19 protein-coding genes are annotated in these 19,147 nt (G+C 60.8%); 14 read left to right on the top strand and 5 right to left on the bottom strand.

Translation table 11 applies throughout. The features are described from left to right. Window positions 1-4 precede the first annotated feature (4 nt). A complete protein-coding gene (locus FFT87_RS11355; protein WP_219948822.1) occupies window positions 5-1,480 on the bottom strand; it encodes an AlkA N-terminal domain-containing protein in 1,476 nt (491 codons plus the stop codon). 125 nt (window positions 1,481-1,605) lie between these two features. Between FFT87_RS11355 and FFT87_RS11350 the strand changes: the two genes are divergently transcribed. Together FFT87_RS11350 and FFT87_RS11345 are read left to right on the top strand one after the other, a co-directional pair. Continuing rightward, window positions 1,606-2,433, top strand: a complete 828-nt coding sequence (locus FFT87_RS11350; RefSeq protein ID WP_219948821.1) for a hypothetical protein — start codon at window positions 1,606-1,608, stop codon at window positions 2,431-2,433. Between the two features lie 42 nt (window positions 2,434-2,475). Further along, the gene (locus tag FFT87_RS11345; RefSeq protein ID WP_219948820.1) at window positions 2,476-3,723 is read left to right on the top strand and encodes a PrsW family intramembrane metalloprotease; all 1,248 of its coding nucleotides are present in this window, start codon (window positions 2,476-2,478) and stop codon (window positions 3,721-3,723) included. 41 nt (window positions 3,724-3,764) lie between these two features. On the opposite strand, the gene FFT87_RS11340 is transcribed toward FFT87_RS11345, so the two are convergent. Further along, window positions 3,765-4,844, bottom strand: a complete 1,080-nt coding sequence (locus FFT87_RS11340; RefSeq protein ID WP_219948819.1) for a hypothetical protein — start codon at window positions 4,842-4,844, stop codon at window positions 3,765-3,767. Between the two features lie 205 nt (window positions 4,845-5,049). On the opposite strand from FFT87_RS11340, the gene FFT87_RS11335 reads away from it, so the two are divergent. The 4 genes from FFT87_RS11335 (at window position 5,050) to FFT87_RS11325 (ending at window position 9,378) form a co-directional block, all read left to right on the top strand. Beyond that, window positions 5,050-7,299: a UvrD-helicase domain-containing protein gene (locus tag FFT87_RS11335; RefSeq protein ID WP_219948818.1), complete on the top strand. Its 2,250-nt coding sequence runs from the start codon at window positions 5,050-5,052 to the stop codon at window positions 7,297-7,299. 217 nt (window positions 7,300-7,516) lie between these two features. Beyond that, on the top strand, window positions 7,517-8,311 hold the full coding sequence (locus FFT87_RS11330; protein WP_255559906.1) for a nuclease-related domain-containing protein: 795 nt from the start codon (window positions 7,517-7,519) through the stop codon (window positions 8,309-8,311). A gap of 50 nt (window positions 8,312-8,361) precedes the next feature. Then, entirely contained in the window at window positions 8,362-8,484 is a 123-nt protein-coding gene (locus tag FFT87_RS14620) for a hypothetical protein (protein WP_255559904.1), read from the top strand. A gap of 180 nt (window positions 8,485-8,664) precedes the next feature. After that, window positions 8,665-9,378 carry a hypothetical protein gene (locus FFT87_RS11325; RefSeq protein ID WP_219948817.1) on the top strand — a complete coding sequence of 238 codons (714 nt, stop codon included), beginning with the start codon at window positions 8,665-8,667 and terminating at the stop codon, window positions 9,376-9,378. Window positions 9,379-9,425: 47 nt separating this feature from the next. On the opposite strand, the gene FFT87_RS11320 is transcribed toward FFT87_RS11325, so the two are convergent. Next, window positions 9,426-10,607 (bottom strand): MarP family serine protease, encoded by a 1,182-nt coding sequence (locus FFT87_RS11320; protein WP_219948816.1) that lies wholly within the window; start codon window positions 10,605-10,607, stop codon window positions 9,426-9,428. A gap of 95 nt (window positions 10,608-10,702) precedes the next feature. Between FFT87_RS11320 and FFT87_RS11315 the strand changes: the two genes are divergently transcribed. Both FFT87_RS11315 and rpsO read left to right on the top strand, forming a co-directional pair. Further along, the gene (locus FFT87_RS11315; RefSeq protein ID WP_219948815.1) at window positions 10,703-11,578 is read left to right on the top strand and encodes a hypothetical protein; all 876 of its coding nucleotides are present in this window, start codon (window positions 10,703-10,705) and stop codon (window positions 11,576-11,578) included. 144 nt (window positions 11,579-11,722) lie between these two features. Beyond that, entirely contained in the window at window positions 11,723-11,992 is a 270-nt protein-coding gene (gene rpsO, locus FFT87_RS11310) for a 30S ribosomal protein S15 (protein ID WP_009771894.1), read from the top strand. A gap of 64 nt (window positions 11,993-12,056) precedes the next feature. On the opposite strand, the gene FFT87_RS11305 is transcribed toward rpsO, so the two are convergent. Further along, window positions 12,057-12,665 carry an HdeD family acid-resistance protein gene (locus FFT87_RS11305; protein WP_219948814.1) on the bottom strand — a complete coding sequence of 203 codons (609 nt, stop codon included), beginning with the start codon at window positions 12,663-12,665 and terminating at the stop codon, window positions 12,057-12,059. Window positions 12,666-12,766: 101 nt separating this feature from the next. On the opposite strand from FFT87_RS11305, the gene FFT87_RS14615 reads away from it, so the two are divergent. From FFT87_RS14615 to FFT87_RS11280, 6 genes are all read left to right on the top strand, one after another. Then, the gene (locus tag FFT87_RS14615) at window positions 12,767-13,684 is read left to right on the top strand and encodes an NADP-dependent oxidoreductase (protein ID WP_255559902.1); all 918 of its coding nucleotides are present in this window, start codon (window positions 12,767-12,769) and stop codon (window positions 13,682-13,684) included. Further along, window positions 13,668-14,924, top strand: coding sequence for a benzoate/H(+) symporter BenE family transporter (locus FFT87_RS11300; RefSeq protein WP_255559901.1), 1,257 nt, complete (start codon window positions 13,668-13,670; stop codon window positions 14,922-14,924). Before FFT87_RS14615 ends, FFT87_RS11300 begins: the two co-directional genes overlap by 17 nt. 92 nt (window positions 14,925-15,016) lie before the next feature. After that, window positions 15,017-15,841, top strand: coding sequence for a DUF4397 domain-containing protein (locus tag FFT87_RS11295; RefSeq protein WP_219948812.1), 825 nt, complete (start codon window positions 15,017-15,019; stop codon window positions 15,839-15,841). A gap of 65 nt (window positions 15,842-15,906) precedes the next feature. Further along, window positions 15,907-16,509: a class F sortase gene (locus FFT87_RS11290; RefSeq protein WP_219948811.1), complete on the top strand. Its 603-nt coding sequence runs from the start codon at window positions 15,907-15,909 to the stop codon at window positions 16,507-16,509. 20 nt (window positions 16,510-16,529) lie between these two features. After that, window positions 16,530-17,090 (top strand): RNA polymerase sigma factor, encoded by a 561-nt coding sequence (locus FFT87_RS11285; protein ID WP_219948810.1) that lies wholly within the window; start codon window positions 16,530-16,532, stop codon window positions 17,088-17,090. Beyond that, window positions 17,077-17,982, top strand: a complete 906-nt coding sequence (locus FFT87_RS11280) for an anti-sigma factor (protein ID WP_219948809.1) — start codon at window positions 17,077-17,079, stop codon at window positions 17,980-17,982. The genes FFT87_RS11285 and FFT87_RS11280 overlap by 14 nt, the downstream gene beginning before the upstream one ends. Before the next feature lie 44 nt (window positions 17,983-18,026). Here FFT87_RS11280 and FFT87_RS11275 read toward each other — a convergent pair whose 3' ends face one another. Continuing rightward, window positions 18,027-19,034 (bottom strand): helix-turn-helix domain-containing protein, encoded by a 1,008-nt coding sequence (locus tag FFT87_RS11275; protein ID WP_219948808.1) that lies wholly within the window; start codon window positions 19,032-19,034, stop codon window positions 18,027-18,029. Between the last annotated feature and the right edge of the window lie 113 nt (window positions 19,035-19,147).

Genomic DNA, 19,147 nt, shown 5'->3' with positions numbered 1-19,147 from the left:
CACCCTACGGTGACGTCGGCTTGTGCTCCACCCGAGTTGGCCGTGATCGCCACAGATGCATGCACGCATAGCTGCGCCACGGCGCCCATTGGCTCGAGTACTGCGTGAGCGCTGACGCGCGCGCGGGGAGCCCTAGTTCTTCAGCACCTTGGCGCACAACAAGATCACTGCTGAGCATGATGTCTGAGTTTCCTAGTACCCGCATAGCCATGTAACCGGCGGTCCACGGACCTATTCCGGGCATCGCGACAAGTTTTGCTGTGAATTCGTCGACAGGGGTCGATACGTCAAGATCGAGCTCGCCACTAGCGATGGCTTTAGCGACGCCCACAATGCTAGCGATACGAGTCTGGGGGCCGCGCAGAACGTCGGCTCCGGATTCCGCGAGCACAGCTGCTGTGGGAAACAGTCCATCGCTACCGAGTTCCCTCGTGAGCCGAGCATGAACCGTGCGGGCCGCAGCCACGGAGATTTGTTGGCCAATAAGAGTGCGGAACAGGGTCTCTTCTGTATCGACGCTCCCCGGAAGACGCATTCCCGGAACCCGTGCCACCGATCCAGCGAGGGCGGGGTCCGCACTCAGCGCTCGGTCGATGGCGAGCGAATCAGCGTCGAGATCGAACAGACGACGCACTCGTGCCACTAGCGGCGCGACATCCGAAATTCGAGCCAATTGCGCCGTGCACATGATGCCGTGATCTCTGAGCTCTAATCGCACACGAGCGACACCGCCGGGCAGACGGATGGCGCGTTCAAGGCTGGTTTCGGTGGCCTTCTCGATCCCCGCGACGGAATGGTTCGCGAAGAACGACATGAGGCCAGCACCGTCGAACGGCGCACGAGTGGGCAGGCGAAGAGTCAGGGCCGACGGCCGTTCGTGTGCCTCGTGGGGATGGGCCGCCGCCCCACGGCGCGAGAGTAGCCGAAGCTGGCTTGGTGTCGTTTCGTACACGGCTTGAATCGTGTCGTTGAACTGGCGGATGCTGGAAAAACCGGCGGCAAAGGCAACATCAGAGATGCTGAGTTCGGTCGCGCCGAGCAGGGTGCGTGCAGCCTGGGCCCGGTGAGCCCGTGCAAGGGCGAGCGGGCCGGCACCGAGTTCTGCAGTCAATACGCGGGTGAGGTGGCGACTCGTGTAGCCGAGGCGTGTCGAAAGCCCCTCCACGCCATCTCGCTCGACCACGCCGTCGGCAATGAGACGCATGGCGCGAGACGCAAGATCATCGTTGAGGTTCCACTCGGGCGAACCAGGAACGGCGTCTGGCTGACAGCGTTTACAGGCGCGGAGCCCTGCTTCGTGGGCAGCTGCGGCTGTGCGGTAGAAGCGCACGTTGCGAGGCTTCGGGGCGACAGCGGGGCAGCTGGGGCGGCAGTAGATTCCTGTGGAGTGCACCCCGGCAATGAACTGCCCGTCGAATCGAGCGTCACGCGAGCAGAGGGCGCGGTACTGTTCGTCGAAGCTGAGCGTGGGGGAGGGCATGGGTTAAGACTCTCACTCTCAGCCAGTGCTGACCAGCGGAATTCGGACATCACCGCGGCGACCGATCTGCGCGACAGTCGTTCTCGAAAGCACGCTGAGCGAGACGAAGCGACTACAGTCGCACCGTGGAATCTTCCTGGACAGCCCTCACCGTACTCGCAGCGCTCTGGCTCATCTCGTTCTCGGCACAGATCGCTGACTACGCGACCGCGCGCTTCGACCACCTGCGACTTGCCAGAGGTGTGCGCACGCGACTTCGGCTTCATCCCATCGCGTGGACGGTCCCGACTGCCGGTCTGGGTATTGTCGCCATGACGATTGCTGCCGACTGGAGCACTCGACTTTTCTTCGCGGAACCAACTCAAGCGCCGGCAGCGATTCTCATTGCGCTCGGCACAGTCGCGATCGCAGTCGCGATCGTCGCGATCATCGCCGTCGTGGTCGTGCGCCCACCGGCGGATAGCTACCGCCTCGTGCGCGACGAACTTATCGAGTCGACAGGTCTTCGCATCCATCAAGACCAAGTTGACGAGTTTCGCGCTCGAGTTGCGGCCATTGACAGTTCCGTGCATGGTCGCGTGAACGCAGACTCAACGACGACCGCGGCCGTCGTCAGGCTAGGCGTGCGCACGCCGCATCGATTGATCGGTCCGCTTATCTCGATCGCGTTTGTCGTCGCGGCAGCAGTCGAAATGGCGCAAGAAACCTCTGAGCCCTTTGTGCTCGCGCTAGCAATTGCGGCGGCCGTCGCCAGCGTCAGCGTTGGAGCCTTAGCGGCACGGGCATCGTTAGCTCTTGCCGTATCCGTTCGTTCGACTCAAGACGTGTACCGGGGTGAACTCATGAGCTTGATTGTGGAAGCTGAGCGCTCATCCAAGAAGCGGGTTGCGGGGCTGGGGGATCGAGTAGCGCGAGCCCTTAGTATCTTGCGCGAGCAACAAGAGGCCGAGTAGCCGTACTCAGGGTCGCGCTAGCTGCACGCTAGTCTCGTAGTCATGACCGCGAGCGAATATTCTTCTGCGACTCCAGATCTCACGGCCTCGTCAGGGCGGTCAGCACCGGCGCCGACAGCGGCGTCTCCCGAAGTTGCTCACGGTGCCAAGTCGCACCAGATGCCGCTTCACACACCTCAGCCCCGAGGGCCTGGGCTGATGATCCTGGGCATTCTTGGCGTAGTCGCGCTCGCGTTCGTTTTGCTCTTTGTAATCGTCTATGTGATCTCGGGCATCGGCACCGACGCATTCGCAATCGGTGGAATTCTCGCGATTGTTCCGCTCGCCGTGGTGTTTTTCGCTGTCCGCTGGATTGATCGCTGGGAACCCGAGCCACGACTTGCTGTTGTATTCGCGTTTCTTTGGGGCGCAGGGGTCGCAGTGCTTCTCACCCTCATCATTGGTGGACAAATTGATAACGTCATCAGCGCGCTAGGAGGCCCTGGTCCAGCCTACGAATTCTTCTCCGCAGCGATTCAAGCTCCTGTCGTCGAGGAGGCAGGAAAAGCCCTCGGAATCTTGGTGATTTTCTGGGTAGCGCGCCGTCACTTTGACGGACCGGTCGACGGTCTCGTTTATGCGGCGTGGGTGGCCGGAGGCTTTGCCTTCACCGAGAACATCCTGTACTTCGGAAGTGAACTGGCGAGCTTCGAAAGTGACGGGGCAGGCATCCTGCAACTCTTCCTCGTTCGCGGTCTTATGTCACCGTTTGCGCACGTGATGTTCACGGCGTGCACGGGAGTAGCGTTGGGCTTTGCTGTGCGTTCCCAGAGCGCCGCACGCAGTGTCGGTATTTTCGCGACCGGTCTTGCTATCGCCATCGCCCTTCACTCTCTGTGGAACGGCGCACTTTTCTTTGTGAATGATTTTTTCGGGTACTACGCCATTGTGCAGTTTCCCCTCTTCGTGATTGCGATCATCATTGTCGTGTACTTGCGTCGTCAAGAAGCGCGAATGACATTCGAGCGCCTTGCCGAGTACGCGAATGCCGGTTGGTTCAACCAGGATGAAGTGGCGGTTCTCGCGACGGCACAGGGGCGGCGGCAGGCTCTGGCGTGGGCTGCAAAAAACAACAAACGTTCAACGATGAAGGTCTACATTCAGGAGGCCACCAGGCTTGCGTTCGCGCGCCAGCGAATCATCACAGGGCGAGATCAGATTGGTGCAATCGCTGATGAGGCCGTATTGCTCGGGGCGATCGTGGAAGCACGCCACGCACTCATGGGCACGAAGCAGCCCACCCGCAGCTAGCGTCAGAATGAAACGTGAACGTCTGCGAGTAGGTTCACAAGCTAGTTGAACGAATCCAGGAAGAATTGCACGGCCACCCAGGCCACGATGCCTCCGGAAAAAACCACGATTGCCAACGTCGAAGTTCTAGTTTTGAGTCTTTGCCCCCGTGGTGCGATCAGGTTCACTAAAGGATCACCGATCTGTTCATCGGCATAATTGCGGGATTGACGAAGAGTCTTGGAACCCACGGTGTCCGCTATGCCCAAGAGGCGCCGGTGCTGCGCTGGGTCGACCAGATCGAAGGGTTTTGGGGAATACACCAATAGCCACTTGTCGATGACTTCGACATCGAATGGTGCTGCATGATCAATGAGTAGCGCCATGAGGTCAGGCGTGAAGACATACAAGGCATCACGTTCGTACTGCTCGGGGCAGTAGAGGGTGAAATGAGAATTGAAGTCGCCCTCGAGCTTCAGCACTTGATTCTTGCTGAAAGTTAGAGGCAGGTTACTGATCCCAAAGAGCTGGTTATTCGCACGAGCATCCAACACCATGTGGGGAAGAGCCCGGTCGAGTTGCAGCGCAAGATAACCCCAGTTATGGGTTCGCCTGTTCTTTCCAGAGCCAGTGGTGTACTCGTAGTTTCCATAGTCGAGACCGCGGCCGCTTGCGCTCTGAAAACGGTTGCGAATCGCGCGAGCCCCACCCTCGCCGAAGATGAGCCCTGGGTAGCTAATTTTCGTTTCGAGTGGCGCAAAGCTCAGATTGTTTGCCTCGGCGAACCTGCTCATTCGGTAAAACCGTTGCCACGGACTTCCATTGCGACGAACGAAACGAACACCGACGTAGATCCCGCTGCCAGCGATCACGAGGAGGGCCAGCCCGATAAACAATAAAGGAAACGCATCGTTCAGATCGCTGCCCAAGAATGCAGCACCGAGAATGCTGCCGATGCCAGCCGAGAGCGGAACACTGGCGATCAGAACGACCAGCACGCCGACGCCGGCGACGAGCAGTAGTTTGGCGGTGTCGCCAAACTGAGAGTAGCCAAAGTGATCGCGACGTACAGCTCTAAACTCGGAAACCGCCTGCGGGTTCATCGGATCGATCAGTCCGGAGTAGTCGATAGAGCGAAGCATTCGTCCATCGTAGAGGTGACAAGCGCGTTATGAGGGCCCATCATGACTCATCGCCCACCGGTGCGGCATTGCCTGCGACTCTGGTGAGCGATGAGTGTTACTGACTTCAGCCTGCCACTCTGTCGGGAGAATCGCAAGTGTTAATCGGTGAATCGGTCCTGACAAGCGGCGTACAATTGAAGGTCGCAATTTTGAGAGGACCCGGATGTCATCGAGTGAGCTTGCACGCGAGCGGGACTACGTCCACACGCTTTATCGCCGCCTTGATTCGCTTCGAGATGCGGCGCAGCAACAACTTGAGGCGGTGCGCAGAAGCGCACCCGGGGGAACACACCAGAACCGTTCTGAGCGCGACGCCTTTGCGCGCATTTATGAAGACCGCGTGGGCCAGCTGCGTGAGATCGATGAACGTTTAGCGTTCGGCCGACTCGAGTTGGAGCCGGAGGAAGATGAAAACGGCCGCATTTTGCGGTATATCGGCAGGATCGGCCTCCGCGACGAGAACCAGTTGCCGCTACTGCTCGATTGGCGCGTTCCGCAAGCGCGAGCGTTCTATCAGGCCACGGCCGCGACTCCGCTCGGCGCGCGTGCGCGGCGCCATCTGCAGAGCAGAGGGCGCGACATTGTGCGAATCGACGACGAAATATTCGACACAGAGATCCTCGAAAGCGATGCGGTATCGCTTCAGGGAGAGGCAGCGCTCATGGCAAGCCTCACTGCTGAGCGCACCGGGCGTATGGGGGACATCGTCGCCACGATTCAAGCCGAGCAGGACGCCATTATCCGCTCCGAGCTGAGCGGCGCACTCGTTGTCCAAGGTGGGCCAGGAACCGGCAAAACAGCGGTCGCGCTGCATCGCGCTGCCTACCTGCTGTACTCGCACCGTGAACGGCTCTCGACATCCGGAGTGCTGATCGTCGGCCCTTCGCGCTCCTTCTTGCGCTATATCGAAGCGGTGCTGCCATCGCTTGGCGAGACCGGCGTTGTGCTCGCGAGTTTGGGGCAGCTGTTCCCCGGCGTTGATGCTCGGCATGAAGACGTCGACGCGGTAGCGAGTCTTAAAGGTTCTCTTGAGATGGCAGCGCTTATTCGGCGCGCGGTGCGGTCACGTCAAGTGGTGCCGACTGAAACGCAGCGTATGGAGATCAATGGCGAGATTCTTGATGTTCCTGCCGAGTTGATTCGTCGCGCCATGCAGAAAGCGTGGGATTCCCACAAACCGCACAACCTTGCGCGGGTTTCGTTCAATAAGGCGGCGATTGCGGCCCTGAGTAGCATGCTCGCCGACCAGCTCCGCTCTCATGGCAACACGATTGATGATTCGGATCAGAAATGGTTGCGAGAAGACGTACGCACCGCCCACGATGTCAAAGTCGCGCTCAATACGGCGTGGATGCCGCTGTCGCCCCAGAAACTACTCAACGATCTCTACGCTCGCCCCGCATGGCTGAGCACGTTGACACCACGCTGGACGCCCGAAGACAGACACCTCCTGCTGCGTGAGAGAGATGTCGCGTTCACTGTCAGCGATGTTGCGCTACTGGATGAAGCAGCCGAGTGGCTTGGCGAAGTAGACGTCGCCCACACCGCGGCGGAATACGAACAGTCTCAACAGCGCAAGCGCGACCTCGAGAACGCGGCGGCCGCCATCGAGAACATGGGGGTGGAAGGGATGATCGATGCCGAGACTCTCGCCGACGGCTTCGAGGTAACCGTAGACCGAGCCTCGACTGCCGACATCGCTGCCGCGGATCGATCGTGGGCTTATGGGCACATTGTCGTAGATGAGGCGCAGGAATTGTCTCCCATGCAATGGAGGCTTTTGGCCCGTCGCAACCCACTCAAATCATTCACGATCGTTGGCGATGTGGCGCAGGCGAGCGCCGCCGCGGCGACAACGCGGTGGGATACGGCGCTTGCAGCCCACGTCGGCAGCTCGTGGAGACTCGAAGAGCTCACGGTTAACTACCGAACTCCGTCTCAGATCGTGGCTGTTGCCGAGGCCGTAGCACTGGCGCACGAGGTATCGATCACGCCGTCGCGGGCGGTTCGCGAGAGCCCCTGGCCTGTGGCGGTCACCACTGTTTCTCAGGAGAGTCGCGCAACCGCTGTTGTCGACGCGGTGCGTGTAGATCGAGAGATCTCGGCCGAGGGAACCTTGGCGGTCATTGCGAGCGAATCTCTCACCGCTGACATTATTGCTGCGCTCTCCAGCGAGTACCTCGGCGAGGTTGGCGAGGGGGCTGCCGGCCTCAATAAGCCAATCGCCGTATTGACGCCAAGGGAGTCAAAAGGTTTGGAGTTCGATTCAGTCGTCGTCGTGGAACCACAACGTATCGTGGACGAGATTGCCCGCGGCGCTGCAGCACTGTACGTGGCGATGACGCGACCAACCCAACGCCTCAGTATCGTCGCTTCTGAGGGCCTTCCAACGGGTATTCCTGCTCCGCAGTAAGGTGCCCTGGGCTGTTTACCCCCACTCGGGTATGCCCATTAGTGGGGGTTTCATGAAATTCTCAGGTTGGGCATTATGTATCTAGAAGTCATTCCTCGGGGGGAGGAAACTTCACTCGGGAGCGAGTTATCGCCACGAGTCGGGCCGGAGGCGGGGGAGCCTCCGGCCCAACGTATTTCTCCATGCATTTTGATGCATGTAAGAGCTGGAGGTCTGCTTGCCGCAGAATAATGATCTTCGCGGCCGGATCGCTGGTCAATCAGCCATGGCCGCAGTAGTCGAGGCGCAATCGCTTCGGGCGCCGAGAGCGTGGCTGGCGCGCTTTCTTGGTGCGTCACCTCTTAGCGGGGAAAGTAAAGCGCACTACCGTGGTGCGGTCGGCGAACTGCTGGTGGGGTCGATCCTTGATCGGCTCGGTGACAGTTGGGATGTCCTTCACGGTGTTCCGCTTGGCGCTGCCACTCTCGATCATTTTGTCGTGGGGCGTGCCGGTGTTTTCGCCTGTGTCGTCGTTAATTGCCAAGGCGATGAGGTCGCGGTGAATGGCGATGAGTTGATTGTGGCCAGGGATACGAGTGACGGCATAGTGGCTGCTCGAGTTGCGGCAAGAATCGTGGCGGCATCGCTGAGTAGCGCCCTGAACGAACAGATCGTGGTCATCCCAGTGCTTGTGCTCGTTGAACCAACGAGAGTTTTGACCTTGAATTCTCCCGACGACGTTCATGTGTTTACTTCGATGCAACTTGAGCAGTGGTTACTAGCCTCTCCCCAGACGCTTCACGGTGAGGATGTCGCGAAGATTTCTGGTGTCGCCGAGGCGAATAGTACGTGGCCGCAACCTCAGCAAAGCGCCCGCAAGGCACGAAACCTTACGCGCGCGTTCGTGCGTATCCATCATGAGGTGCGCGCCGCGGCATTGAGACGCTTCTTGTGGATCGTTGCAGCGTTGATCCTCACTTTTCTTTCGGTGTGGATTCTCGTCTCGATACTGGCGTCTCTCTTCGTCCGGTAGCGCCGGGTCGGTTATACCTGACCGTTTCGCCTGCGTCCTAAGCTGGTGCAATGCCTGCTGCGCGATGGTTCATCCCGTACCTCGCTGTGTCTTTCGTGCACGTGGTGAGTTTGGCGATCGGAGCCGACTACCTAGCTCACCTCACTAAATTTCTCCTCATGCCTGCTTTTTGATTGGTCTTGGTGTGTTTTGGCGTCAGACACGTCGTTGGCTTGGTCGTTATTTGCGCCGACAGGGAAGTAGTGGAACTCGGATGCGGTGATCATGCTTCTGTACTCTGCCGGTCGGCGGCTGATTGTTGCGGGTTTTCTCCGCAGCCAGGAGCATTCGCGGGAGGCTGCTAGCGTGTCCGGGTGACATCTGAACCCCCGCTAGAGCCCGTGCACCGCCACGTTGCTGTCGTTCCCGTAGTGGTCGCTGTTCTCGCGTTGTTAGTACTCTCCGTGGTGGTGACCGTGGTAATTACTCTCGCAACGGCGACGACTGCAGGTAATACCTCGCAGCAGCCTGATCCGAGCACGACGCCGTCGGTGAACGCTGGAGATGGTGAATCGCCATTAGAGGCATCGCCAATCGCTCCGACGAGGGAATCCACGGGCGCACGCTGCGTGGATTTCACCGAGGAGACTAAGTCTCTCGATCTGGATGAGGTGTTGATCTCTCAAGCTGACAAAGGCGAGCTAAGCGTGCAGTTCACTGTGGCGTCCGCGCTACCTTCTGGCGCGTCACGACTGGGAATCGTTGCGGAACGGGCGGATGCTGAACGCGCCTATGAGTTCTCCGTCGAGCTCGTCGATGGAGAGATTGACAGCGTTACCTCCATCGAGCTCGACGGCGACAAGCGGGAAAAATTGGACCTCGACGAGGCGGAAGTCGATGGTACGGCTGTTCGCTTTACAGTGACCCGCAGCATCGGAAAGAAGCTCGGTGACGACTGGTCGTGGTTTGCCTTTTCCGAGGTGGACGGCTCAACTGTCGATGTGTGCCCCGGTGCGCCTGGTTCGCGGGAAAGTTTAACGTTTGAGCGAGACTCGGAGTCATCCGACAGTTCCGATCGCGACGACTGACCGACCACTAGCGCGGGTGCTACGTGAACGGCAGCGAGGCAGGGCTACTAGCCGGGAATGCATGCCCCGCTTGAGACTGCGCTTGTCAGCGTCGGTGCTTGATCCGCAACCGGTTGAAGCTCGGTAAGAGTCATCGCGTATCCGACGTTCGCTTGGTCAGCGCTGCGGGCGAAGACAGCACCGACGACGTCGCCGTCAAGGGTGAGCAATGGGCCACCGGAATTGCCCGGATTGACTTGTCCGGCAAGGGTGTACACCTCGCGAGGAGAACTTCCTGAGCCATAGATGTTTGGGCTATTGGCGGTGCTGACATGTTGTACTAGTGCGGCCTCGACGCTGATTGGTCCGCCGTGCGGGTAGCCCTCAATCGCGGTATTCGTGCCGGGGCGGGCAGTAATGCCGAGTCGTAGGGGATCGGGCGAGAGTCCAGGCACTGCGATTACGGCGAGGTCATCCTCGGCATCGAAATAGACGATGGTGCCGCTGAGTACCTGACCGTTGAGGGCTTCGATGACGGGGCGCTCAGTACCTGCTACGACGTGAGCGTTGGTAACGACTCGTTCCTCAGAGACAATGAATCCCGTACCTGTGTGGGATTGACCACATGCGTAGGCATTGCCCGTAATGCGTACAACTGACTCGGCGGCAGCGGCGAGCGCTGGGCTCTCTGTATCTATGGCGGGGACCGTCGAGTCGGCAACCGTGAGTCCCGAGGTGAATAGCGGCACAGCCTGATCAGCCAATACGGTGCGTAGCTGGGCGATTCTTTCTTCGACTACGTCGGGGGTCACCTCTTGAATTGTGCGGATAACTGAGGAGCCAGCGATGGAACGTGAGAGCAGCGGAGACCCTAGTTGCGCCGCGCTGAAGCTGACTGTCGATACGACTAGTGCCGCCAAAACGCCAATCGCTAGGCCGCCGGCAGCTCGATCGATTCCTCGCAGTTTGCTCGTTGCGAGTTCGTCACGCAGCGCGCGTGCGATCGCGGCTCCGATTGCGTGGCCAATAGCAATTAGTGCGATTGCGGCGAGCATGGTGACGACGACGCGAACCTGAGGCGACGGAACAGCGCTAGCTAGTGTCGGGGCAAGCAGCACCGCGGCAATTACTCCGGCTGCGATACCAGCAATGACGAACACGCTTCGCGTAAGCCCTATGGCGAGGCCGTAGATCACGTACCCGAGCAGCAGCACGACGAGCAGCAGATCGAGTAGTGGGGAAACGTTCACTTCACTACCCTAATCGGCTCGTCTGCCAGCGGGCGTCGAGTTTGGCGAACTGCCAGATCGAGATATTCTCTGTCACGAAGGTTCGGGGGATCCAGATGAACAGTGTCGAACGTGCAGAGAGCATCCACCGTGTCTCTGCAGACATTGATGAATCCCGCGTCGAGTTCGGCGCAGCCATGACGGCGTGTCTCCGGGCGCAAGCAGCGAGCGATCCGCTGAGCGAGCGCGCGACATTCTTCGGAGCAAATCCGCTTTCTCGAGCGGCAAACGAGTTCTATCCCCATGCCCTCAACGAGCTAGAGACCGCGATTGCCTTGTCTGCCCTCGGCCCGGAGTGGACTGTAGCGAGCGCAACAAGTGGCGATGATCCAGACAGCGTTGGCCAGCAGTTCAGCGTCGTTCAGCCGGAGACCGCTGATCATCTTGTGTTGGGCCCCGCTGGGGTATTTCTCGTGCTGAGCAGGAGGCAGCATCAGGCGCGAATTGTGACCGTCGGCCGGATGATCGCGGTGAACGGTCACCGTGTCCCGTATGTCCGCGATGCCTTGGCCGGTGCGATTCGTCTGACTCAGGTTTTCGAACGCGAGGGGCTAGGCTCCACCTCGGTGCAACCGTTAGTAGCGCTTCTTGGTGCCGCAGGAATGATGAGTGGCCGTCTCCGCGCACCGGTTCCTGTGCTCCACCTTGGTGACGTCGTCAACTGGCTCATTCACGAGCCTGCCGTGTACTCGGCGGCGGAGGTCGCTGAGCTTGTCGCCGTTGCTGAACGGAGTGAGGTGTGGCGAATTCGTCCGGCTGCTCGTAATGACAGTGTGCGCCTCACTGCGCGGTTCGAACGACTTCGAACCGAAGTGGATGCCGCCAAACAACGAAACTGTCTCTTTGTGGTGACCGGGGCGATCTTTGCGATTTCGGCGGCGGCGGTTGCCGTGGCAGCGGTTGGTCCCAGCGTTGTTGGCTGGTTCGTCTGATAGGTCGCGACTGATTCTGGCAACAGCTCTGACGCGGCCATTACTCTGCTAAACTTTCAAGGTTGCCGTCTAACGGCCGCGGATAAAGAGAGCTCACGCATTCAGCTATGGGCACCGCGCAACGACTAGAAAGGGGATCACCTTATGGCTCTTGAAGCTAGCATCAAGAAGGCGATCATCGAAGAGTACGCAACCCACCCAGGTGACACGGGATCCCCCGAGGTCCAGATCGCGATGATGACTCGTCGCATCCTCGACCTCACGGAACACCTCAAGATGCACAAGCACGACCACCACTCACGTCGTGGACTGCTTCTTCTTGTTGGTCAGCGTCGTCGTCTGTTGGGTTACCTTCAGAACGTTGACATCACGCGTTACCGTACGCTGATTGAGAAGCTGGGACTGCGCCGCTAGTCGACTCGTCACACTTGCCAAAGGCCGTCATCGCAATGCGATGACGGCCTTTGTTGTTTGCCAGCTAGACGGTTGTGGCTGTGGCGTTTTCTGCATCGATCTTGGGCTTGCGCGGCAGCGTGAGCAAGGTGGTGAGGCTCACGGCAATCATCAGGATCGCCCCGATGGCGACGAGCGAGAAGACACCAGCTGCGGGGAGCACGAACATCGCAACACCGGCGGCCATCGAGACGATGCCGCTGACCCAGCCGAACCAGCGCGGGTGGATGGTGCCGCGCACTCCACCGACGAGGTCGACGACTCCTTCGAGAATCCAGCCGATTCCGATGACGAGAGCGAGCGCGATGAGCGTCTGGAACGGGTTGGCGAGGCACAGGATGCCGGCGATCACGATGAGGAGTCCGAGCAGACCGGTGGTCCAGCGCATCGGGGAGTCAAGGTTGTTTGCGACGAACGCAGCAGTCACGCGGTACATGCCCGACGCGATGAGGTAGATACCAAAGAGCACCGCGATGGTGAGCAAGGTCGCTCCGGGGAACAGCAGCCCGATGACTCCGAGCACAAGCCCGATCACGGCGACCGCCATGAGTTGTCCGCGGTGAACGCGCAATAGCCCGGGGAGAAGATCCTCAGCCGAGACGGGGCGGGAAGTGGTGCTGTCAGACGAGCTCATTACGGTCCTAACCAGAGTTGTCAATGCGTGCCTTACGTTGCCTATTCTCCCAGTTCGATTGCCCCGGTGTGCAACTGCGACGCACCGGTTAGGCTCGGAGCATGTCGCGTCGTGTTACTTACTCTCAGCTCGGTGGGCCTGAAGTGCTCACGATTTCCGAAGTTACCGAACCTCACACCGGTGAGGGCGAGGTGCGGGTGCGCGTGAAGTGCGCCGGCATCAATCCCTTCGACGCGAAGGTTTTTAGAGGAGCGGCTACGGCTAATCCCCAGAGCGTGGAATTTCCGAGTGGTAACGGCAATGACTTTGCCGGTGTCGTCGACGAAGTTGGCGCGGGAGTCGAAGAGTGGGCTGTTGGCGACGAAGTGCTCGGTGGCAAGGGGTTCAGCGGTCAGGCAGATTTCGTTGTTGTTCCCGCGGCCAAGCTCGTTCGCAAGCCGGCTGATTTGAGTTGGGAACAGGCGGGCGGCCTCGATATCGCCGGTCGTACGGCCTGGGCGAGCGTCGAAGCGGTCGCTCTCACGCCGGCCGACACTGTACTTGTGAGCGCTGCGGCGGGTGGCGTCGGCGTCATCGCCGCTCAGCTCGCCAGGCTCAAGGGTGCGAAAGTGATTGGCTCCGCCAGCGAATCGAATCACGAGTTCTTACGTTCGCTCGGCATCCACCCCGTCACCTATGGCGAGGGCATGGTCGAGCGCATTCTTGAGATCAGCCCCGAAGGCGTCACGGCTGCTCTCGACAATAACGGCCGCGAAACAGTGGATGCTGCGCTAGCGCTGGGTGCCCCGGCCGACCGCATCAACACGATCGCTGACTATGCGGCGGTCTCGGAGTACGGCACCTCGGGTGTCGGTGCGGCGGGGGCAACCCCGGCTGACCTCGCGTCGCTTGCGGCCCTCGTGGCCGCCGGAACCGTTGAGGTTCCAATCGACTCGGTGTTCCCGCTCGAGCAGGTCTCTGAGGCCTACGCCAAGCTTCTCGAAGGCCACTCCCGCGGCAAGATTGTGCTCACGCTCTAGAGAGGCATCCGCCATTTTCCAGCTCTTTTCTACCGGCGTCATCGCCGGTATCGCGGGCTTCGCATCATCGTTCACCCTCGTGGTCGCTGGGTTGCACGCGGTCGGAGCAAGTGACGACCAGGCAGCGTCTGGCCTGTTGATTCTGACGGTAACGATGGGGCTCGTCACGATTGGTCTGGCGTGGCGCTACCGGATGCCGATTACGGTCGCGTGGTCGACTCCCGGTGCCGCTCTGCTGATCGTTGCGGCGCAGGGCGACGTCGAGTTTCAGGCTGCGGTTGGTGCCTTCATCGTGTGCGGTGTGCTCATTATGGTGTGTGGCCTCGTTCCCGCGCTCGGGCGGCTCATCACTCGGATTCCGCAACCGATCGCGAGTGCGATGCTCGCGGGCATCCTGTTCCCGATCTGTCTTGCGCCCATCACCGCGTCGGTGGAGTACCCCTGGCTTGGCTTGCCGATGGTCGTGGCATGGTTGATTCTGTTGAAGGTTGCCCCGCGGTGGGCAGTGCCGGGAGCGCTCGTCGCGGCAATTGTCGCAATCGCGCTGACGACCGACGGCAACCTGTTCGGCGATGCCGCCGTCGTGCCACAGCTCACGACCGTTGTGCCAGTCTTTGACCCGATTCTGATCGTCAGCCTCGGCATCCCGCTGTTCATCGTCACGATGGCAGGGCAGAACGTGCCGGGCTTCACCGTGATGCGCACCTACGGCTACGCGGTTCCCGCCGGCCCCGCTCTCACTGTCACCGGTGCCGCGTCTGCCGTGAGTGCGTTCTTTGGCGGTCACGCGCTCAACCTTGCCGCTATAACGGCAGCACTCACCGCGAGCGAAGAAGCACACGATGACCCCAAGCGCCGCTGGATCGCGTCCGTGGCGGCGGGCACTACTTACGTCGTGATCGGTCTGGGTGCTGGTTTCGCCACCGCCCTCGTTTCGGTGGCGCCTCCCATCGTGGTTGTGGCGATCGCGGGGCTTGCGGTCATCGGTGCTCTCATTGCCTCGGTGCGCACTGCTCTGGATGCTCCCGAGCACCGCATCGCGGCCATCGCCACCTTCCTCGTTGCCGCGTCGGGCATCACCGTGATCGGAATCGGCTCCGCGTTCTGGGCGCTCATCGTCGGAGCGATCATCATGGCGTGGCTCGGCTGGCGCCGAAAAGCGGGCGCCACAGCGACGCCGGCGGGCCCGACTTCCGCCCCTGAGAGTGCCGTGCCGGCCGCCCCAGAAAAGAAACTTTAAAGTTTTTTGAGATTGCTGCATCCAAAACAGGGGTTCAGCCGGAAGTACTCCATGTAAGGCGATTTACGCCCGACCATGAGAGGACAAGAACAGTGCGAAACAAAATTTTTGCCGGTGTAGCAGCCGGAGCGATTGCCGCCGTAGGAGTCGCCATCCCCGCCAACGCCATCTCGGACACCACCGCTGACCTGTACGTTCTGCACGCAGTGCCGGGACTCACCGTAGACGTGTACGTCAACGGCGAACTCACCCTCGACGACTTCGAGCCCGGCGACCTCGCAGGCCCTCTCGACCTTCCGGCCGACACCTACACGGTCGCCATCACCGCCTCGGATGCAGCCGACGACTCGTCGCCCGCCATTGGCCCGATCGACCTCACGCTCGAAGCCAACACTAGCTACACTGCGGTGGCTCATCTCGATGAATCGGGTGACCCCACGGCCAGCCTCTTCACCAACGACCTCAGCACTGTTGCTGCGGGTGAAGGCCGACTGACCGTTCGCCACACGGCTGCAGCCCCCGCCGTTGACGTGCTCGCCAACGGTGCCGCTGCTTTCGAGAACCTGAGCAACCCCGACGAAGTGAAGACTGACCTCGCAGTCGGAACGATCTCCGCCGCCGTTGCACTCACCGGAACCACTGACCCCGTCATTGGCCCGGCCGACGTTGATATTGCCGAAGGTGTCAACACGATCGTGTACGCCTGGGGCAGCGCAGCAGACGACAACCTCACCCTCGCAGTGCAGACCATTGACGGCCTCCACTCGAACCCCGGTGGAGTAGACGCCGGAACCGCAGGACTCGCCGCTGACAACAACAACGGCATCCTCGTCGCCGGTCTCGGTGGCCTCGCAGCGCTCCTTGCTCTCGCAGGATTCGCCGCAACCCGACTCTCCGCCGCACGCGCAGCGAAGTAGTCACAGCACAACATCCACAGCACGACCAGTACGACCAGCACACACACCCCAGCAAGGAGAACGTCATGGCCCCGAGAACACTAGCCCTCGCGGTCATGGCGCTTCTCCTTGCTGGCTGTGCTGCAGTCCCTGCAGAATCCATCGCCCCGGCGCCGGCGCCACTGCCCACGGCAGAAATCGATGTGCCCCGCCAGTCGAGTGCACTTGCGCCGGTAGAGCAGCTTGCTGCCCCGGTTCGCATCCAAATTCCTTCTGTCTCCATCGATATCCAGATCACGCCGGTCGGAGTCGAGGATGACGGCCTCATGCAGATCCCCGAAAATATTCGGGTCGCCGGCTGGTACCGCTACGGTCCCTCACCCGCCAGCGACACCGGTTCGACCGTGATCACCGCCCATGTCGACGACTTCGAACAGGGCCTTGGCCCCTTCGCGAGTCTCAAAGAGATGCCCGCGGATGCCGAAATCATCGTGACAACAGATGACGGCGTCGGTCACCGCTACGTTCTCGAATCCGTGCAGAACATCGAGAAGAAACAACTGCCCCTCGACCAGGTCTTCGACCGCGATGGAGCACCACGAATTGTGCTCATCACGTGTGGGGGACAGTTCGATCAGAACGTCTTGAACTATTCTGACAACGTCATAGCGATCGCAAACCCGCTATGAACACCTTCAACCGGAGAGCTATGACCGACGACGAAGCCGCAGACGAAGCCCGCATGACGCAGGCGTTCATCGCGGGCGACGAAGCGGCGCTCGCGGAGGTGTACAAGCGGTGGTCATCGCTCGTCTTCACTCTGGCGGTTCGCTCGCTCGGCGATCGCGGCGATGCAGAAGACGTCACTCAAAAAGTCTTCGTCTCAGCCTGGACCGGACGCTCAAGTTTCAGGCCTGAGAGATCGAGCCTGTCGGCTTGGCTCGTCGGAATCACCAAGAACAAGATCGCCGACACGCACGAAGCTCGCGCTCGGATCCGCCGGCTTCACGAAGAACTCGCGTCAACGACATCGAGGGGAGAGGCCGTCGTGGAAGACTTCGACTTGGCCGACACCCTGATGGTTGCCGACGAGATCTCTCGCCTCGAGCCAGATGCTCAAGCAATCATGCGATTAGCATTTTTCGACGATCTCACCCACAACCAAATAGCTGACCGTCTCGAACTACCTTTAGGCACGGTCAAGAGCCATATCCGGCGCAGTCTGCAACGGATGCGAACACGATTGGAGGCGACCTATGCGACACGTTGATCCTGAGGTCCTTGCGCTGCTCGCCCTGGGTGAGCAAGTTGCCCTCCCCGAAGACAGTGTGCACGTTAGCGGATGTGACCAGTGCCGCCGCGAGATCGAAATCCTCTCGCGTGCTGCAATGATCGGCCGCTCCACTTTCGATGCGGGTGAACTCCTCGAAGCGCCCTCGCGCGTCTGGGATCGCATCAGCGACGAGCTGTCGTTGGCACCGCCCGCCGCGGGAGTTGAAGCCGTGTTGGCTGCCGTCGACACGCTCGACGATGTCTCGAATGACACACGCTCTAGTGACGACCTTGCTAGCACGCGTGCGGCACGCAGCCATGACACCGTTGATGCTTCGATCGCACCCAGCGCAACTCCGGATGCTGCCGATGGCGTTGCCGATGCTCCCGCCTCTCATGATGTCTCGGCCGCAGGCGCAACCGTGCACTCGCTCGCCGAGCGCCGACGTCGCCCGTGGGTTGGCATCGTTGCCGCCGCGGCCGCTGTAGCCCTTGTCGCGAGCGCCGGTACCGCGTTGTGGTCAACTTTCAGCCCCGCCGAACAGCCGACCATCCTCGCGAGCGCAACTCTCGACGCGTTCCCGGCGTGGCCAGATTCCACTGGTGAAGCCAAGCTTGAGCAGCTGCCCGATGGCACGCGCGTCATTGACGTCAACTTCGATGCTCCCGCGACCGACGGTGGCTATCGCGAAGTCTGGCTGATTACGACGGATGCCACGGCTCTCGTCAGCCTCGGAATCGTTGAAGGCACGTCAGGCCAGTTCACTGTTCCCGACGGCCTCGACATTTCGAGCTACGACCTCGTCGATATCTCTGAGGAACAGTTCGACGGAAACCCGGCTCACTCCGGCGACTCCATCGTGCGCGGTCAGCTCTCAACCGAGGCGTAGCGAACGCCGCTGCTCTTCCCTGTCGGCTAGCGCCCGAACTCCGATTAGTCGAAGTGAGTGGTCTCGAGCCGGTGAAGCGCCAGAGCAACGGAGAGCCGGGTGCGACCGCGCGACGTGCGCACGTCGAAACCGAGCTTGGCGCTGAGTTCTTCCGCACGCGACTGCACGGTTGAGTGATGAAATCCGAGGGTAGTCGCGGCTGCACGGAGGCTGTCGCTTGCGGCGAGAGTGTCAAGCATCGGAAGGATGCGCGGCGTCTCACGAATCACGACGCCAAGCGACTGCAGATCGCAATTTTCCGGAGCTCCGGCGGGACTGATCTCGGCGAGCAACAACAACGAACCAAGATCGTCGCCATGAAGTACGGGCTCATGGTCGGAAGTCAACCGCAGCGCCGTGAGCGCCGATAGCCAAGAGCGCACAAGGTCAGCGGGGGAAGCAGCGATGCCGATGCCAGCACGCGGGGCGACCACGGCATCCGTGCTCAATACGATTTCGGCGCGCACAGCACCCGCCACGGTAGAGATGACGGCGGACGGTCCGGCCGCGGCGTTGGTTGTGCTCGCCGGCTGAGCGATAACGCGATAGCGGGTTGTGGAGACCAAATGGAGAGTCTGGGCTGCGGCTTGCCGGTGCTCGATGGTTTCGGCAGGGTCGAGAAGGGGTTCGACGGGATTATGAACCGACTCGGTAGGGCCGGTGCGTTCGAACAGGATGCCGAGGGCGAGCGCGACGCGCTCAAGGATCATGTCGTCGTTCGCGTGAGCATTTCCGTCTCGCTCGAGCCAGACAGTGCCTCCACCGGTAACGGCGCGAGCTGGCCACGACTCCGGCGCTCGTGAATCGGCACTGCGGCGCCCTCGTTCATCAACGCGAAGGCCGAGGGCTGGCGAGGTGATCCCGGCGGGGCATCCGGCGAGCATACTGGCTCCGCGCAAAAGCACTTCAGCACTCGCGTGGCCTGCGGTGAGCGCATCGAAGTACGAGATCACCCGCAGAGTTTCGCTGGCTTCGGGGTCGAGCGCTTTCAAGCGTCCGGCTAGTTCTTGCATTCTCGTTCCGCCCTCTGTGGTTCGAGCCCTACTCTATTGCGGCCGCCCCTGAACAGACAGTCGCAGTCAGGGCTCGAACCTCAGCGGTACCGCTGGCGGTGCAGCCTGCCGGC

It is taken from the genome of Salinibacterium sp. M195 (assembly GCF_019443965.1).
Classification (GTDB): Bacteria; Actinomycetota; Actinomycetes; order Actinomycetales; family Microbacteriaceae; genus Rhodoglobus.
The sequence above is the reverse complement of the archived record's forward strand: the minus strand, read 5'-3'. Positions and strand labels throughout refer to the sequence as shown.

Coding starts and splice junctions, on each gene's coding strand:
- FFT87_RS11355 (WP_219948822.1), bottom strand. CDS start 1,480: ATGCCCTCCCCCACGCTCAGCTTCGACGAACAGTACCGCGCCCTCTGC.
- FFT87_RS11345 (WP_219948820.1), top strand. CDS start 2,476: ATGACCGCGAGCGAATATTCTTCTGCGACTCCAGATCTCACGGCCTCG.
- FFT87_RS11340 (WP_219948819.1), bottom strand. CDS start 4,844: ATGCTTCGCTCTATCGACTACTCCGGACTGATCGATCCGATGAACCCG.
- FFT87_RS11335 (WP_219948818.1), top strand. CDS start 5,050: ATGTCATCGAGTGAGCTTGCACGCGAGCGGGACTACGTCCACACGCTT.
- FFT87_RS14620 (WP_255559904.1), top strand. CDS start 8,362: ATGCCTGCTGCGCGATGGTTCATCCCGTACCTCGCTGTGTCTTTCGTG.
- FFT87_RS11315 (WP_219948815.1), top strand. CDS start 10,703: ATGAACAGTGTCGAACGTGCAGAGAGCATCCACCGTGTCTCTGCAGAC.
- rpsO (WP_009771894.1), top strand. CDS start 11,723: ATGGCTCTTGAAGCTAGCATCAAGAAGGCGATCATCGAAGAGTACGCA.
- FFT87_RS11305 (WP_219948814.1), bottom strand. CDS start 12,665: ATGAGCTCGTCTGACAGCACCACTTCCCGCCCCGTCTCGGCTGAGGAT.
- FFT87_RS14615 (WP_255559902.1), top strand. CDS start 12,767: ATGTCGCGTCGTGTTACTTACTCTCAGCTCGGTGGGCCTGAAGTGCTC.
- FFT87_RS11290 (WP_219948811.1), top strand. CDS start 15,907: ATGGCCCCGAGAACACTAGCCCTCGCGGTCATGGCGCTTCTCCTTGCT.
- FFT87_RS11285 (WP_219948810.1), top strand. CDS start 16,530: ATGACCGACGACGAAGCCGCAGACGAAGCCCGCATGACGCAGGCGTTC.
- FFT87_RS11280 (WP_219948809.1), top strand. CDS start 17,077: ATGCGACACGTTGATCCTGAGGTCCTTGCGCTGCTCGCCCTGGGTGAG.
- FFT87_RS11275 (WP_219948808.1), bottom strand. CDS start 19,034: ATGCAAGAACTAGCCGGACGCTTGAAAGCGCTCGACCCCGAAGCCAGC.